This window comes from Brevibacillus ginsengisoli (assembly GCF_050113715.1).
GTDB lineage: Bacteria > Bacillota > Bacilli > Brevibacillales > Brevibacillaceae > Brevibacillus_H > Brevibacillus_H ginsengisoli.
On record NZ_JBNJQR010000011.1, the window covers coordinates 135,703 to 151,145 of the forward strand.

General features: G+C 44.5%; 19 protein-coding genes. 10 read left to right on the plus strand and 9 right to left on the minus strand.

Going from position 1 to position 15,443, the window contains the following annotated elements:
• Positions 1-42 precede the first annotated feature (42 nt).
• The 3 genes from ACQCN2_RS20535 to ACQCN2_RS20545 form a co-directional block, all read right to left on the minus strand.
• Positions 43-1,371: a DUF4179 domain-containing protein gene (locus ACQCN2_RS20535; protein ID WP_426930818.1), complete on the minus strand. Its 1,329-nt coding sequence runs from the start codon at positions 1,369-1,371 to the stop codon at positions 43-45.
• On the minus strand, positions 1,361-1,894 hold the full coding sequence (locus tag ACQCN2_RS20540; RefSeq protein ID WP_426930819.1) for a sigma-70 family RNA polymerase sigma factor: 534 nt from the start codon (positions 1,892-1,894) through the stop codon (positions 1,361-1,363). The genes ACQCN2_RS20535 and ACQCN2_RS20540 overlap by 11 nt, the downstream gene beginning before the upstream one ends.
• Before the next feature lie 247 nt (positions 1,895-2,141).
• Positions 2,142-3,221, minus strand: a complete 1,080-nt coding sequence (locus ACQCN2_RS20545) for an FUSC family protein (protein WP_426930820.1) — start codon at positions 3,219-3,221, stop codon at positions 2,142-2,144.
• A gap of 224 nt (positions 3,222-3,445) precedes the next feature.
• Here ACQCN2_RS20545 and ACQCN2_RS20550 point away from each other — a divergent pair, with 224 nt between their 5' ends.
• From ACQCN2_RS20550 to ACQCN2_RS20580, 7 genes are all read left to right on the plus strand, one after another.
• Complete coding sequence (locus tag ACQCN2_RS20550) at positions 3,446-3,943, plus strand: Hsp20/alpha crystallin family protein (protein ID WP_426930821.1); 498 nt, start codon at positions 3,446-3,448, stop codon at positions 3,941-3,943.
• A 337-nt stretch (positions 3,944-4,280) separates the two neighbouring features.
• Positions 4,281-4,499 carry a spore germination protein gene (locus ACQCN2_RS20555; RefSeq protein WP_426930822.1) on the plus strand — a complete coding sequence of 73 codons (219 nt, stop codon included), beginning with the start codon at positions 4,281-4,283 and terminating at the stop codon, positions 4,497-4,499.
• 28 nt (positions 4,500-4,527) lie between these two features.
• Positions 4,528-4,752 carry a spore germination protein GerPB gene (locus tag ACQCN2_RS20560; protein ID WP_426930823.1) on the plus strand — a complete coding sequence of 75 codons (225 nt, stop codon included), beginning with the start codon at positions 4,528-4,530 and terminating at the stop codon, positions 4,750-4,752.
• 39 nt (positions 4,753-4,791) lie between these two features.
• On the plus strand, positions 4,792-5,409 hold the full coding sequence (gerPC, locus tag ACQCN2_RS20565; protein ID WP_426930824.1) for a spore germination protein GerPC: 618 nt from the start codon (positions 4,792-4,794) through the stop codon (positions 5,407-5,409).
• A complete protein-coding gene (locus ACQCN2_RS20570; RefSeq protein WP_426930825.1) occupies positions 5,406-5,606 on the plus strand; it encodes a spore gernimation protein GerPD in 201 nt (66 codons plus the stop codon). Before gerPC ends, ACQCN2_RS20570 begins: the two co-directional genes overlap by 4 nt.
• Before the next feature lie 25 nt (positions 5,607-5,631).
• The gene (locus tag ACQCN2_RS20575) at positions 5,632-6,015 is read left to right on the plus strand and encodes a spore germination protein GerPE (protein WP_426930826.1); all 384 of its coding nucleotides are present in this window, start codon (positions 5,632-5,634) and stop codon (positions 6,013-6,015) included.
• Positions 6,016-6,032: 17 nt separating this feature from the next.
• A complete protein-coding gene (locus ACQCN2_RS20580) occupies positions 6,033-6,248 on the plus strand; it encodes a spore germination protein (RefSeq protein ID WP_426930827.1) in 216 nt (71 codons plus the stop codon).
• 65 nt (positions 6,249-6,313) lie between these two features.
• Here ACQCN2_RS20580 and ACQCN2_RS20585 read toward each other — a convergent pair whose 3' ends face one another.
• Positions 6,314-6,850 (minus strand): GNAT family N-acetyltransferase, encoded by a 537-nt coding sequence (locus ACQCN2_RS20585; protein ID WP_426930828.1) that lies wholly within the window; start codon positions 6,848-6,850, stop codon positions 6,314-6,316.
• Between the two features lie 138 nt (positions 6,851-6,988).
• Between ACQCN2_RS20585 and ACQCN2_RS20590 the strand changes: the two genes are divergently transcribed.
• On the plus strand, positions 6,989-7,165 hold the full coding sequence (locus ACQCN2_RS20590; protein ID WP_426930829.1) for a hypothetical protein: 177 nt from the start codon (positions 6,989-6,991) through the stop codon (positions 7,163-7,165).
• 195 nt (positions 7,166-7,360) lie between these two features.
• Here ACQCN2_RS20590 and ACQCN2_RS20595 read toward each other — a convergent pair whose 3' ends face one another.
• The 3 genes from ACQCN2_RS20595 to ACQCN2_RS20605 form a co-directional block, all read right to left on the minus strand.
• Positions 7,361-7,735, minus strand: coding sequence for a hotdog fold thioesterase (locus ACQCN2_RS20595; RefSeq protein WP_426930917.1), 375 nt, complete (start codon positions 7,733-7,735; stop codon positions 7,361-7,363).
• Positions 7,736-7,869: 134 nt separating this feature from the next.
• The gene (locus ACQCN2_RS20600) at positions 7,870-8,799 is read right to left on the minus strand and encodes a hypothetical protein (protein WP_426930830.1); all 930 of its coding nucleotides are present in this window, start codon (positions 8,797-8,799) and stop codon (positions 7,870-7,872) included.
• 198 nt (positions 8,800-8,997) lie between these two features.
• Complete coding sequence (locus ACQCN2_RS20605) at positions 8,998-9,648, minus strand: class I SAM-dependent methyltransferase (protein WP_426930831.1); 651 nt, start codon at positions 9,646-9,648, stop codon at positions 8,998-9,000.
• 370 nt (positions 9,649-10,018) lie between these two features.
• Between ACQCN2_RS20605 and trmB the strand changes: the two genes are divergently transcribed.
• Both trmB and ACQCN2_RS20615 read left to right on the plus strand, forming a co-directional pair.
• Entirely contained in the window at positions 10,019-10,660 is a 642-nt protein-coding gene (gene trmB / locus ACQCN2_RS20610; RefSeq protein WP_426930832.1) for a tRNA (guanosine(46)-N7)-methyltransferase TrmB, read from the plus strand.
• 128 nt (positions 10,661-10,788) lie between these two features.
• The gene (locus tag ACQCN2_RS20615) at positions 10,789-12,237 is read left to right on the plus strand and encodes a L,D-transpeptidase (protein WP_426930833.1); all 1,449 of its coding nucleotides are present in this window, start codon (positions 10,789-10,791) and stop codon (positions 12,235-12,237) included.
• 53 nt (positions 12,238-12,290) lie between these two features.
• On the opposite strand, the gene ACQCN2_RS20620 is transcribed toward ACQCN2_RS20615, so the two are convergent.
• Positions 12,291-12,638: a hypothetical protein gene (locus ACQCN2_RS20620; RefSeq protein ID WP_426930834.1), complete on the minus strand. Its 348-nt coding sequence runs from the start codon at positions 12,636-12,638 to the stop codon at positions 12,291-12,293.
• Between the two features lie 105 nt (positions 12,639-12,743).
• A complete protein-coding gene (locus tag ACQCN2_RS20625; protein ID WP_426930835.1) occupies positions 12,744-15,233 on the minus strand; it encodes a transglycosylase domain-containing protein in 2,490 nt (829 codons plus the stop codon).
• Positions 15,234-15,443: the final 210 nt, after the last annotated feature.

Genomic DNA, 15,443 nt, shown 5'->3' on the forward strand with positions numbered 1-15,443 from the left:
ATCCTTTGACTAAGAGCGATCCAGTTTTGATAGTTGAATCTCTCATGGGTTGATCGGTATCAGCATTTCTAATTTATTCAAAGCTTTTGGAGATGGAAGCTCCCGAGTCACAAATTTCAGCTTTTGATCCGGTCTAAATGCCGGATATTCTCGAACAAAAGAATAGGTTTCGGGACGATCTATCTCCACTTTTTTATCTAGAAGAATATGCTTCTTCCCCGATTCGTCTTCTATCCACAAAGGATTGCTCTGTTCAAACGGATTATCTCCAATCACATGATAATGTACCAGCGTTTTATCAGCTAAAATCTCTACTTGCGTAATCTCTAGTCTGCCAGCTTCCCCTTGAGATAAAACTAACGGGTGATCTTTCGTCGGGGAATGATCCATAGCTACATGGACTTCCTTCAATGGAGTACTCGCCATCTCATGACGGATCGGACGAACGAGTATCGATTTCGGAAGCTCTTTCACTGGAGCAAAATTCGCCTTTAACTGCCAAATCTCCGCTTGTCCATCGTTGTTCGCGCTGCCAGATGACCCGAAGGCTTGTAAGATAATGCCTTTATCATCAACCAATTGAAAGTCTATCTGTTCTGATTGAATCGGCTTCCTCAGTTCAACATTCAATTCTGTTGAACTTGGTGTGAAAAGAATTTTTTTCACGGTTATTGACTGGGCTCCCTCAGTTTTTGTCATCATCGGCATGATGATCTTGTTATCTGAAGCCATTTTCTTTACGGGGAATGTAAATTGCCATTTTCCTTCGATATTTCCTATACGCATAACGGTCATCTTTAATCGAAATTGATCAGGTAACTCTTTCTCCGGGGTAAGCGTTAGCGTCCCGGCATAGGTTTGCTGATTGATGATGCTACCTCTTGAGCTCATTGCAGAATGAAATGGTGTTTCGTTTATTTCAAATTCCATATCCATGCTTTTCATCTCTTGAATGCCCTTAGAGGATTCTTGTAGATAACCAATAGAAAGACGGGAACCATCATACAAAACTTCTGATACGTTTAGCGTTATCCCTTTGTCCGTCACACTCTGATTGACTTCTATAGTCATATTCTTTTCATCCGCGGTTTTTAATCCGTAATCACCAGCAATTTTAAACACGGATTCGATGATGGGAATTTGTTTGAGTGTATTGGCTATGGCTGGGGAAACGAATGGAGAACCAATGACGCATCCCAACGCCACAACCGCTGCTGTCGAAGCAAAAATGATTTTCCGAGCAGGACTTTTCCTACGCTTTTCGGGTAAAGAAGATAACGTTTGGTCAATTCGGTTTTTGACCACCTCAGGAAGCTTCGTAGGATGATTTTCAAGGATTTTTTTCAGTTCTCTCTCCAAGTTAACATTCATAGCCGGTCTTCCTTTCTTCCGGGATTTTCAACCATTCCGCCAAGGTTGATCGGGCACGGTTTAGACGGGATTTGATCGTACCCTCGGGAGTTTCTAGCAACTCCGCAATCTGTTTGAGCGGCATGTCTTCGAAATAATGTAAAGTGATAACGATACGAAGCGTTTCTTCCAGACGATCAACAGCCTCTCGTAGATCAATTCTTTCATAATCCGAGGAGGAATGAGAAGGTCGAGTCGGGAATTCCGAAACCGTCACGATTCGCTTCTGCCTTCGCAAAATCTGCTGGCATTCATGAATGAGAATTCGAAACATCCAGGTTTTAAAATAAGCTGGATCTTTCAGAGTATGCAGTGCTCGATAAGCCTTAAGGATCGCTTCCTGTATGGCGTCCGCGCAATCTTCATCCCGTTTGACTATTGCTCGAGCTACCCCGTACAATTTCAGCTCTATATGATTGATCAAGCGAATAAAAGCATCTTTGTCCCCATTTTGGGCTAGTTGTACGTTTTCTTCCAACTTCACATTACTTAGCCTCCTTCATTTTTTTCTATGGATTAGATGGAGAAGAAAGCCGTTTGGTTCACGGAAAATTTATTTAAAACCTTTTCGGTAGTCACTCGGCGTAACGCCCACTCTTTTTTAAATATTGCCGAGCGTTCGATCGAGCTTCAAATCTCTTTAGATGAGTTCGCTCGTCGCCAAGCGGCATGGAACGGCTTTGAACCAGATGATCAAGTCCTAATTGAAAATACAAAAAGGTGGCCGCATGTTAGAAAAATTTGCGTGTGGCCACCCTGTTTTTAGACGAAGAAACTTCCTTTACAATTCTGTTCAAGTCCGATAATATCCCACCAATCTCTCGAAGAACGAAAGGTGATTTTATCCGAGTCATTTCATTTAAGCAAGTAAACAGGATAGACTCTACATGTTGAACATTGACCCTCTGCGCTTCTTTATTTTCGGCTGACTCATGAATAATCAGTTCACCGAAATGCTCAATGCAGTCTGCCGTTGTCTCCAAGGCTCTGCAAATCCGCTCTATGCACATACATTCACTTTCGTAACCTTCCATTTTTCTTAGATCCGTCAAACTGCGGCGAATCCCTCTAATTTGTACGGTTACCTTTTCTAATTGATTCACGCCAAAAGAGAGAACTTCCAGGCGGCCCCTAATTTTTGCGCGAAAAGGACTATATTTTTGGCTTTGTTCGGCCAACCGCATCGCTTCAAGACTTTTCTCCGTTTCAATGATCAATCTTTCCACCTCATCGTAACCACTCATTTCGCCACCCTTTTGTTCAAACAACAAAACTAAAGCTTTTAGAGTATTGGCGGCATGCTTACTAAGATGAAGGAGAGAAGTCTCGACGCTTGGGAGTGGATTCGGAGGTATCAGAAAAGCATTGATCACAATAGCCACTGCGCAACCAATCACGGTTTCAATGATTCTCCCGAAGGCATACCCTTGATGGTGTCCGAAGGCTAAAACCAGTAACGAACTGACTGCTACTTGGGAAGTAATTTGAGTATTTAGCTGGAGGGAATTAGGTATTACCATTCCAATCAGAACTACGATAAAGATAGATAATGCCCCTATACTGATCCAATACCCAAACAAGAGGCTGACGGAGACTCCGAGAACAATTCCTACAATACGCTGCAGCGCTTTTTCAAGGGAATCCGCCACAGTAACTTGAACCGTTAAAATAGCGGCTAGCGGCGCAAAATATGGGTAGGGATTATAGAATAATACGGTTGTCAACCACCACGATATGGCTGCAGCGAGAGCTGTCTTAACTATCTGAAGTGTCAAACTGAAACGAAACGGCTTGCGATATCTCAGCTGCATAGTTGTAATCCTCCAAAGAAATGCGCAAAGGTGGTTCTTACTGTTGTTGTCAATTTAATCCCATCTTTACCATTCCCTGCAACCCTTATTACCTATGCCTCGAAAGAGAAAGAACCGAGATGTGATTTCACCCAAGACATTTAGGCTATTTCTTTGACACTTTCGGTACGTGTTTCTACATATTTTATGAAAAGAGATCGTGACGGTTAAAAGGAGTGGCATTCATGAAAGACATACAGGAATTACTAAAACATTTGCAAAATATAAATCAATTGATCTCTCCCCTGCAAACAGCCGGTTTCATGCATGAAGCGTTTGGGGAGAAATTTTGGGATAGTATGTCTAAACTCACCAATTCCGGTGTTAATCACATGGACGTGGAACAGTCTCAATTAGCGCCACAAATGGATGTGTTTCAAACAAAAACAAAAGTGATCGTCTATTGCGAAATTCCCGGTTTGCAGCTGGATAGCCTGGAAGTTTCACTTGATAACAGTCGTCAATTAATGATTAAAGGTACGATCATCAAAAAGACACATCCGGGTGTGTTAGTAAAAAGAGAGCGTTTTTTCGGGAATTTTTTAAGAGAAATTAAACTTCCTCATCCTGTATCTACTGTAGGAATGAAAAGGATCTATCAAGATGGCCTGCTCGAATTACACTTCATCAAGAAGTCGATAAAGTCTGGTTCTCGGGGATCTGCTTTGTTTCCTTGGGAGTAACGGGATCTGTGGACTGAAGATAAGGGAATCCTCCGGCGTGTCAAAAACACTGGAACAGGTTATTACCTCCGCATCCCCTATCAAAAAAAGCGATGAACGGGCAACTTCCTCCACCTCAATGTCCCCTACTGAAATCCTCTTGTTGGTAACGTTCATAAACATGCTTCCATCAATCCTCCTGCCACCATTTTTGTATCATATGCAAGCCGGTGGATAGGTGTCAGCCCACGGCGTAAGAATACCAATCATTCTGGACTTTTTTCAGCGTAGAGATGACCAACCAACAAACTTCAACATACAATACTATCAGGTTTTCCTGACAAAGGGAGTATGGAACATGCCTGCTATCGTGGGAACCGTCAATGTGAATAGCGTAAGCGGCGCCTTTAATATTGGGGATGCCCACACTATCGCACCACAGTCCTGGACGAAAACATTCGCGGGCGGCGGTTCTTTTAATTCGGGAAAAACACTGACCATCAATGCGGGACGCACCGTTCTAAACGTATATGATACCTGCGATAATGATGAAACCGTCATGGTTCAAGCCGATTAGAATTTTGAAGAAGGAGCGAATCGGATTCATGAACTTTTTCGTTCAACAAACCATAACCATCCATACGCTGCGAATTGAAGGGATCACGAATTCTTCAGTATGTCAGATTGGGAGTGCTGGGATCATCAAACCTTTATCCAATCTGTTCAATACAGGATGTTTTACAGAAGCAGCCCCTCCCGCAGGTGAACCGCCTACTGAAACGGAACGCCCAACTCCGCCCTTGGTTCCACTTGTCGGCCCTGGTCGTTAGGGAAACGAATAAGCAAGTTTCAAAAGAAGGTGTATTAAGATGTATTTCAGTAACGAAATGATGCAGTATTTTCACCAAGTGAATACGTACCTGCAGACACAAAGCAAGCAAATGGCTGACATGACGACGATGATTCAGCAGCTCCAGCGTGATATTCGGAAGCTGCAAGCAAATATGACCCCACCCCCAACCAAAAATGAATACAAATTCGATCTGTTAAAGATCGAACGGTTGGAAGGCACGTTAAACATTGGACTGAATCCAAAAGGTTCTGACGCTTCTATCGACGAAATGTCTGTCGATCAATCGATGAATGTTCCTTCTTCCAAGAATAAAGAGAACGCTCTTTTTCAAAACATTCATCATAATATTAAAGAATATCTGGATCAAGACGCTGTCAATGTGCTTGTTAGCATGGAACATAAATATAATTATCCCCTCGATGAATCCTATCGAAAGTTCATCTTGGATGATGTGAAGAAACAAATTGATCAACGAATCCGCTACTATATCAATCAAGTCAACACAGAAGCGCTTGAACCGAGACAAATGACCGATCTGGCGGAAAAAACGACACAACAGGTCGAGGAAGATATTAAAAATACCATCGAAGCATTTATTAGACACTTACCGAAGGAGCATGAATCATCGTCATGAGATATCAGGTGATCAATGGTGAACTCTCTATTGGAAAAATTACTATCACGAGTGTGGCATCCTCTTCTACCGTGTTGGTGGGGGATACCCGAAATATTGCGTTATCAGCCATTTTTGAGGGACCTCCTGAATCGCTTATCATTGGTGTGACGACCTTGCCTCCTGCTCTTCCAATACCTCCCCAAGTCCCTCTTTAAATTTCACGATAAAGGAGTTGTTCCCTTGAACGGTAGAATCTCCGCTGTGCAGCATATCCGTATAATTAGCTTTGATGAATCGTCTGTTTTTGAGATAGGTGATTCCGTACAGCTTTCCCCTGTCGCTAAAGTTTTAACTGTGCAACGTGAAAAGGCTACTTTTTTCGATAAGGAGTTCTCCTTCGAGGATTATGAACTATATACGGAAGAAATCCCGCAACCGAGGGTAGATGAGTATATCACCATTAAAACCCTGAATAAATTACCGCAGATCCGCGTGAACCGCATGGAAATCGACAACATTGCCGCCTCTTCCATTATTCATGTTGGATTAACGGAAGCGATTACAGCTGAAGCCCGTGTAAAGAACATTCGTCATCTTTTACGAGAGAAAAATAAACGGGCATAACGAAGGAGGTAGTTTGATTGCCGTCCATCGTTGGAGCGGTTAATATAACCAGTAACTCCGGAGCAGTAAACTTTGGTGATACTCTTAAAGTTTCTCCAAAATCTATTTCGAAGTCCTATAAAGGTTCAGGCAGTGACAATAATGCAAACGTGATGATTGCGAACAACTGGATCAGTTCGACCAATACCATTGACGATGATGTGGCCGATAATACTCAAGTCGCTAACGCGTAAGTAATTTCATGAAGCAGCTAAGGCTTGAGTTCGATATAATACGGACTTAAGCCTTTTTTGTTTACCTACTCGCTGACCTCAATCTTCCAAATCATATGATCATAACCTTTACCCCAATGATCTTTTAACCAGTAGTTCGGCTCTCCAAACTTCTTTTTCCAGATTTTTTGCGCATTACTGTATCCACTATCTAAACAAAATTCTGTTATCCCTTTATTTCGTAAGGTAGAATGCATAGTATTCAATAACAGGTTTCCTATCCCCATCCTTTGGTAACGAGGATGAACAAATAATGTGCCTACCTCAACAAGCCCTTTAAAAGAATGATTTGTACACGTACATATGAGATCGCTAACTGGTCCATATTCAATTGAACCAATAATTTGGTCGTTCACCACAGCAATTAAAAAATATCGTTCTACACCATTTGTCTTAAAATCACTTTCCAGGTATTTTTTCTTCATTTCAATTTCATCTTTGATGACCTCCAGCCTTTCCCCTAAACCTTCTCTCGTAAACGTGTCAGTAATCACTAGTTTGAAAAGTTGATGTAACTCTTGAATATCCTCTATTCTTGGCCTTCTTATTTCCACATTTAACAACTCAAAATCACTCCTAACCTTTGTTCGCTGTAACGCTATACTTGTTTCATTATTCAGGCTATTACACGTAAGTTGCACATGTAAATTTCAGGAAAATTTGTTACACTTATTACAAACCACTTAGAGGAGGAATAATCGATGCTCTATATCCTTGGTTTTGTAGCAGCTGTCGTTGGTGCAGGCTACTTTATGACAGGTTTGTTAAGCCTTAAAGCAAGGGACTCACATTCCATCAAGCATTACAGTGACGATGCATATGCTCAACAAGTCATGAATCAGATGTATCATCACAACCACAGCAACGACCATTTTTAACTCACACGCGAATCGCGTGTTTTTCTTTTATCCCCATACTGGAAATTATATCCTCGTGTAGTCGGAATGCATAGACTTTAGACAAAAACCCAAAGAGACCCTTTGCTGCCAAGCCAATATAAGTATGGAAAAAGCAAAAAAACAGCCGGTGCAAATAAAGTTCTGCACTGACTGTTTATGTTCAGTTACAAGCAGCTAAGACTTGGCTTCTTTGTTGGGGATAACTGCAACAGTACAACGAGAGACACAGATAAGCTTGCCTTCCTCGTCTGTGATCCTGATGTCCCATACATACGTGCTGCGCCCTTTGTGCAGCGGTGTGCCGATTGCCGTCACGATGCCATCTCGCTTGCTTTTGAGGTGGTTGGCGTTAATCTCTAGTCCAACACAAACTTCATTTTCCTGATCGATCAGATTCCACGTTCCCATGCTGGCGACCGTTTCTGCCAACACGACAGACGCTCCCCCATGCAGAATGCCTACTGGTTGATGGGTGGGACCATGAACAGGCATTGTGGCGACCACTCTCTCTTCGTTCATCTCGGTAATTTGAATATCCAGTGCTTCCATAATGGTAGACGCTTGACTCATGTTCCCACTCCTCTACCTTGTTGGATTATTTTTCTGTGAAAAACGTCTCGACGTTTTTCATAAAGTTGGATGTGACAGCATGGCTGTCAACAAATAAAACGGTCACGACCGTTTTATTTGTTCATTTTTTCCCACATGGTTGGCGCTTCCTTGCCAACGGTCTGCATAAGCAGTTCATACAACGGAAGTGTTGCGGGATCTGCTTGTTGTTCACTTTCTCCCGCTAACGCCAATAGATCCTGAAGTGTCAACTGTTTATCGCGCAAGGTACGCATCGTTTTTTCCCAAGCGACTGTGTGCGGACCATGGTAGTCTTTTAGCGTCTCCCACTTCTCTTGATCAAGCGCCATACAGCATTCCCACATATCGGAGACGACATCAACCGTTGCTCCTTGCGCGCCCCGTTCGAATAAACGCTGACGGAAGACACTCTTGATCAGGGCTTCCTCGCTGAATTCCATCAAGAACGGCGGCATGATATACCCAACCGGCAACAGCGAACGCGCCGCTTGCATCTGTTCACGATCCGATTCCCTCTTGGTCAATTCGACTACTTCCTGAATGAGAGGCATTGCCCGATCAATATAGGCTTGCGAATTCTTCGCTTCAACTGGCACCTCATAGCCCCAAGGAAGGTTGGCCCGTTGTCCACCGGCAATCCTTGTTGGACGTCCCACTGTATAGGTTACCATGTGATCATACACAGGCTTACCCACTCCAATAAACATGAAAAGAATGCTCTCTCCGCGGATTGGCTCATAGGAATGATGGGCTTTTACCATTTTGGTTAAGAAACGCTCCGTATTTTGCATATCATCGTATTTGCCAAGGTATAGCGCTGCCTTAAACGCGGAGTACATCCGTGATGTATCGGTCGCCCGAAGTGCCACAACTCTGCCTCGTTGGACAATTTGGCTGGTCTCGCCCGCTTTTTCCAACTCTTGAATTGCATTTTCCAGGTGGTCTAATGAGGATTCTACCCAATCTCCCAGAACGACTCGTCCATTTTTCGTCAGTTCGTTTCGATTCAATTCGAATGCCACTTCCGTATCCCCCTACCATTCTATTGCCTAATTCTGCTTTATTGTATCAGAATGGATGACTGAATTGAAACAGGTTGCTGGGATTCCGCAAGATGAACGATTTGCTCGCAACCATCAGAAAGCGGTGTTCTCGGCTTTGAATGCACCCTTCTTTGTTCAGCTTTTCTTGCAGCAAACAAAGCTTATCAAAGCATTTTTCTACAGAAAAATCAGGAAACTCCCATTCAATAATTTTGGCAAAATAGACCAGCGCCCCAATATCATAAAACGTAAGCATTGGAAAACTTTCCTTCGCGTCCAAAATCGTAAAGCCAGCTTTAAATCATCCGCGGCACTTCTTAAATGAAAATCTGCTTCAATCCTTTTCGATTCAGTCTCCAATAAGAATCTGGAGAGCTCTCTGTTATTCTGGCCCCCAACTTGTTGCGTAACAAATAGGCCTCCAGGCTTTAAGATCCTGTATACCTCGCTTGCACAAAAAGCTTCATGCCGGTTTATGATCAAATCAAAGAAGGAATTCTCAAAAGGCAATTCCTCATCAGAGAATACCTGACGAACTTCAATCCCATAATCGGGAAGCTTCTTACGGCATAATTCATAATTTGGCGGATACGCTTCGGTCGCAAATGTTCTATTCCGCGGCGGATGAAGCGAGACTAAAAACTCTCCGCCTCCCGTTCCCATATCCAGCATAGTTCGGGTGTTATTCATGTACGATGTAACGATACTTTTATAATCCCAAGGCAATTCTTGTTCTGAGATACGATTTGCTAGATAAGAAAAATCCCACCCTTTGAACGTCATTTTTTCCTCGGACAGCCAAAGGTTCTTGTTATTTTGAAAGTCCATTCTGAACACCTCTCACATTTTCGATTGAGAACAATGTGGATAGGTGCAGCTGACTGATAACAATGCGTAAATAGCCCGGCACAATCTGTTATCAGATTATGTCAACTGCACCGGGCAGCTACCGAGTTTCTTCATCTTTTACCTCACGATTCAATCATTTTATTATCTAAATGGAATACAACGCCTTCCTCCTTTTTCCTTCTCCTGCATCTTTTCTTTACACCCAACCTCCTCTCAGTTGTTTAACTGGGAAAAAATAATCCGGTCAACAGTCTTGAAACCTACTTGCATCACGTTATACTAAATAGAGCGACGAGATTCGACATCATTTGAATAAATTTGACTTTCGAATAGTATATAGGAGGTTTTCATGCGTTTACGTAACATTCCGGGGGCGGAAGAAGCGCTTCTTACTTACCCTACTTTTGTCGATCAACCCCAAACACTGAAAAATCGCTGGCATGAGCGATTTAACAATACAAACCCAATTCATCTGGAGATTGGCTGCGGAAAAGGAAGATTCATTACGACCTTGGCAGCCAGACATCCACAGATCAACTTCATTGCCCTTGAGAGACAGGCGGAAGTGATCTACCGAGCGGCACAAAAAACAGAGCGACAAGCGATTCCCAATCTCGCCATGATTCAGTATGATGCGACTCTTCTGCCGGAAATCTTCGCAGAGGGAGAACTGGACAGGATTTATTTGAATTTTAGCGATCCATGGCCGAAAAAACGGCACCACAAACGCCGCTTAACCTATCGCGATTTCTTGAAAATGTACAAGCAAGTGTTGAAGCCAACTGGTGAAATTCATATTAAAACAGACAATGAGGGACTTTTTGAATTCTCGCTCAATGAGCTTTCTCACGAACGTTTTCAATTGCGCAACATCACGTTTGATTTGCACCAATCCGATTTGGCGGAAGAAAATGTCATGACCGAGTACGAGCATCGTTTCTCCAGCCGAGGTCAACGGATCTATCGGACAGAAGCGATTTACCTCCCATAATGGAACGACGGAAGAGCCGGCATGCGTGTGCCGGTTCTTTTTTTCGCAAGCGAATCTTGCAGGAATTAATCCAAGACCCTAATACGTTCCCCATTTGTTTCCGATATGTTTGATAGGGGGGAGCGATTGTGAATTCGGCCGACTTTTATCAAGCAAAAGTAACATTTTTAATGCAGTATCCTGACGTAGACGAGCTGGCCTTTTACCGTGATTACACGAATCATCACCCCAATGAAGCAATTGGATGGCTTCATCTAGGTCGTGAATGGGAAAAGCGCAGCCAAAACGACAAGGCGCTGGACGCTTATCGCCGGGCGGCCTGGTGCAAGCAATCCGACAAATATACAGATGAAGCGCGTGATGCGTACCATCGTTTACTTCGAGCGAAAAAAAGACAGAGCAGACTTGCCTCCATACGCCGAGGAGTGGCTGCTCTGTTGTTCTTCCTCACTTTGTTGTCGGTCTTCGTTCAACCGAATCCATTAGCGGACGATCAGCAGTTTGCCCGCCAATCCACAGATCGAAGCGACCGGCATACCGAAGTGATTGCGGTTCCTTCTTCCATGTCCAACAGTCAAGCGAGCAAGCAGCTGCTTTCCTTCTTGTCGCGCCGAAACTTCACCTATGACAAGCCTTACACGCTTCTGGTGATCAATGAAGTAGAGGGACTTCCACTCTTTACCCCGCTGGTTTTCTACAAACCTGGACAAATTCGCGGCATGCTTGACTATAATCCGTCATTGAAACACTTCACGCTGGAAAAATGGTATCCAGCTCCATGCAATTGCGACAATGACACGTCGCTTCAAGCCTCTAGAATTGCCTTGGCCAAGGAACAGATAGCGTTAGCAAAAGTGCTCACTCTGCGCAACGCACTATTTAGACAGTATCAATTGGCAGGCAAGCTGCCCGAAACGTTATCCGACCTGGATAAACCTTATCCACAAAATGTCCTTAGCTATATTCCTCAGCATGCGATTCAGGGGGGCGAACGCTCAAGCAAGGGTGGGGATCAGCCGACGCGTATGACGAATCAAGAGTGGCCCTATCATCCCACTACCTTTGATCCAAAAGATGTGTGGGGCAGCCTGCGCAGAGTCATCCCTCTTTTGCATTACCCGGAGCCGTTAACGCCATTAGAACCACTCTCGATCTATATTCAACAATCTTCTTACCGCTTGACTTTGATGAGCGGTTCACATGTGGTACGCCGCTATTCGATAGGGATTGGCAGAGATCACTCGACTCCTGTAGGGTATTATCGGGTTCTGCAAAAGATTAACAATCCCCAAGGGCACAACCATGTGTTTGGCACACGCGGTCTATTATTTGCCAATGATTATGCGATTCACGGCACCAACAAGCCGGACAGCATCGGTCATTCTGAGTCGTTGGGCTGTGTCCGATTACACAACCAAGACGTTGAGGAGCTATATTCGTTTGTCTCTCCAGGCACGGAAGTGATCATCTCCTCACAGGAGGCGCCTCCCGCTATTTGGTCGAACGCGCTTTCGTTTCTCTTGCCTGCTGGTGCCGACGAGGAGACTCCGCAAACGGTTTATCATTGGTTGCATTAGAGCAAAAAAGGACAGCACCTCCAATGAGATGCTGTCCTGTTATTTTATTGGTCTTACTCTTCCAGCGAACTAACGCTCTCTTCCTCGTGATTATCCCCGCCAGGATACCAGTTATCCAGGACTTTACCTTGTAGCACTTTGCCCTGAATGAAGCTGATTTGCTGTTCAGAGAAATGGGTTTGCCACTCGATTCCAAGCTCATCCGCGAGCTTCACAATCGTGAGCAGCTCAGACCACGCGACATAACGTTTATACCAGAAGAACTGCGGTTGTTCGTTCATGTATGGGTACAGATTATCGAAATCTGTATGCTTGCAATCAAGTGCCCGTTCGAAGTGAATTTTTGAGCTTTCCAGTTTTCCAGCAAAAAACTCGTGTAAATTTTGTTGTTTATCGGACATGTGATTATCCTCCCTCGTTAAGTCGCTCTCTCTGACTGACCGCTTTTTGGATGTAGGTTAATTGTATCACGCGTTGCAGGAAGTTGAAATAGTGATCCTCTACCGCTAGTGACCATTCCCTTGACCATTTGTTGGCTGGTCTGGGGTCTGATTGCCTGAAGGCGGACTATTGGGATCGACTGTCCCGTTCGTATTGCCTTGGTTATTGTTGTCTGAAGGGCCTTGATTGTCTGAGCCGTTTGGTTTGCCAGACGAATTATTGTTGTCTGTGTTCGTTCCCCCGTTATCCGTGTTTGGAATGTCCGCCGGCTTATTCTCAGGGTTGTTGTTCCCTTGCTGATCCGTTGGCGTGTTGTTTTCTTGTTGTTGTTGATTCGCGTCATCTTTCAGCATCTGATCGATTTGAGACATATCAACCTTTGCTACGTTGGAAGAAGGACCATCCGTACCATCTGCTTTATGGGCAACAATCAAGTACTGGTAGATCTTAGCTCCCTTCACTGGATCAACAAACTTCGTATCTTTAAGACCAGCCACCAGAAGCTCCTTGTTGTCAGGTGAATCAAGGAAACGATACACGTCATAAGTGAGGTCCTTAGCATCTGAGCCCGACCAGCTTAACACGACTTTAGGCTCGTTGTTCTCCATTGCCAGAGTCGCTTCCAGTGTGATTGGTTTGGCTGTCTCTACCGGTTGGGTATCTCGTATGCCACCTGGTGGTGTAAATGGCGTAATGTCCGTACCGTTAAGTCCGTCTCGGAATACTTCCTTGAATAGTTTCGCGGTCTTCGAGCTACCATCGCGCATGAGATGGTCTCTGTCTTCCTTATCGAAGCCCATCCAGACAGCTCCCACGTATTCTGGCGTATAGCCTACAAACCAAGCGTCTTTATTGACATTGGAGCCGCCAAATGGGGATTGTGTCGTCCCTGTTTTACCGGCAACCGGACGATCCATGTTAGCGGCTTTCCCTGTTCCGTTGGTGACGACAGCCCGCAATAATTCATGGACTCTCCAAGCCGTGTCTGGAGAGATGACTTGAGTCTGATTGACTTTGGCCGTTGCTACTACATTGTCATTCTCATCTTTTATCGAGGTGATGGCATGCGCTTCACTCATGACACCGCCATTATCAAAAGCCGTATACGCTTGAGCCATGATCAATGGAGAGACCCCTTTGCTCAAGCCCCCCAAAGCGATGGCCAGGTTGCGATCGTCTGGCTCCAGCGGAATACCGAATTTTTTCAAATAATCAAGACTTTTGCCGATTCCGATTTCGTTTAACAGCCAGACAGCCGGAATGTTAAGCGATTGCTCCACCGCGTATTGCAGGTTGACGGAGTCACTGTATTTACCGTTCCAGTTGCTTGGTTTATAACCGCCAAAATCCTGCTTGTTGTTTGGCAGGGAAGATCCCGCATTCCAATTACCCGTGTCAAACGCTGGCGCGTAAACAGCAAGCGGTTTGAACGAAGAACCCGGCTGACGGCGCATATCCGTCGCGTGGCTGAAGCCTTTATGCGTGTAACCTCGTCCACCCATCATGGCGGCTACACCGCCTGTTTTTGGATCGACGACGACCATTCCCGCCTCAACTTTCTGCTTCGGACCGTCTTTCGGGAACAAGCTGTCTTTGGCAAAAGCATTCGCCATAGAATCCTGCATTTTCGGATCTAATGAAGTATAGATTTTCCAGCCGCCGCGATAAAGCATATCCTCGCTGATGCTGTACTTCTCTTCGGCTTCCTGTACCACATAATCCACATAGGACGCGTAGCTTGGATTAATCGTGCCCGGCAGAACAACCTTTTTACTAGGGAGAGGTTGTTGTTGCGCTTGTTCTTTTTCTGCCTTGGTGATGACACCTTGTTCCATCATCAGTCGAAGGATGGTGTCACGTCTTTCCTTCGCTTTGTCCGGATTGTTGAACGGCGAATAGATGGACGGTCCTTTCGGAATAGACGCAAGCATTGCCGCCTCATCCAGCGTCAGATCCTTTACGTTCTTCCCGTAATAGAGCTGAGCGGCATTTCCGATCCCATATACCCCGTGACCAAGATACACCTTGTTCAAATACATCTCCATAATTTCCTCTTTGGAGAAATGCTGCTCAAGGTTGATCGCGATACTCATTTCTTTGGTTTTACGCCAGAATGTCTTGTCATTGCTGAGAAAAACGTTACGAGCCAACTGCTGCGTAATGGTACTTCCACCTTCCGCTAACTCGCCTTTCGTAAGGTCTTTGAAAATCGCACCCGCTACACGCACCATGTCGACACCGTTATGCTCGAAGAATCGTTTATCTTCTACACAGATGAACGCATCTATCACGTGCTTCGGGATGTCCGTGTATTTCACATAGGTCCGATTATTCTCTTTTGATGATAGATTGCCAACCTTGGTACCAAACTTATCGTACAGCTCGGTAGGCTCCAGCTTGATGTCCTCTAGCTTCGTCATATCAACCATCTGACCGCCCGCATAGAGCAGCGCGAAATATCCCCCTACTACGCAAAACATAAGCAAAGCAATAAACGAAATAACAAACATGAGGAATCTATTTTTCTTTTTTGTTTTTTTCTTGGCTTGAGCCATGATGTACCTCCTGGTCTCTTTCCTCTCTCCCCTTCTATAGACGGAAATTTCGCCAAAAAGTTTCTGTGATCTTCCGACATGAGGAGTTAATTCCAAGCTCACCTTTTATATATCACCTCTAAATATCTATCATTCCACAGCACCTCTCATTTGTCGACCGTAAAAAATGCCCACATGCCCGCAAAATCAGGTAAAAAAGCCTTTCTCCGT

Coding starts and splice junctions, on each gene's coding strand:
- ACQCN2_RS20595 (WP_426930917.1), bottom strand. CDS start 7,735: ATGGAAGCACTGGATATTCAAATTACCGAGATGAACGAAGAGAGAGTG.
- trmB (WP_426930832.1), top strand. CDS start 10,019: ATGCGTTTACGTAACATTCCGGGGGCGGAAGAAGCGCTTCTTACTTAC.
- ACQCN2_RS20550 (WP_426930821.1), top strand. CDS start 3,446: ATGAAAGACATACAGGAATTACTAAAACATTTGCAAAATATAAATCAA.
- ACQCN2_RS20555 (WP_426930822.1), top strand. CDS start 4,281: ATGCCTGCTATCGTGGGAACCGTCAATGTGAATAGCGTAAGCGGCGCC.
- ACQCN2_RS20545 (WP_426930820.1), bottom strand. CDS start 3,221: ATGCAGCTGAGATATCGCAAGCCGTTTCGTTTCAGTTTGACACTTCAG.
- ACQCN2_RS20625 (WP_426930835.1), bottom strand. CDS start 15,233: ATGGCTCAAGCCAAGAAAAAAACAAAAAAGAAAAATAGATTCCTCATG.
- ACQCN2_RS20605 (WP_426930831.1), bottom strand. CDS start 9,648: ATGGACTTTCAAAATAACAAGAACCTTTGGCTGTCCGAGGAAAAAATG.
- ACQCN2_RS20535 (WP_426930818.1), bottom strand. CDS start 1,371: ATGAATGTTAACTTGGAGAGAGAACTGAAAAAAATCCTTGAAAATCAT.
- ACQCN2_RS20560 (WP_426930823.1), top strand. CDS start 4,528: ATGAACTTTTTCGTTCAACAAACCATAACCATCCATACGCTGCGAATT.
- gerPC (WP_426930824.1), top strand. CDS start 4,792: ATGTATTTCAGTAACGAAATGATGCAGTATTTTCACCAAGTGAATACG.
- ACQCN2_RS20570 (WP_426930825.1), top strand. CDS start 5,406: ATGAGATATCAGGTGATCAATGGTGAACTCTCTATTGGAAAAATTACT.
- ACQCN2_RS20590 (WP_426930829.1), top strand. CDS start 6,989: ATGCTCTATATCCTTGGTTTTGTAGCAGCTGTCGTTGGTGCAGGCTAC.
- ACQCN2_RS20620 (WP_426930834.1), bottom strand. CDS start 12,638: ATGTCCGATAAACAACAAAATTTACACGAGTTTTTTGCTGGAAAACTG.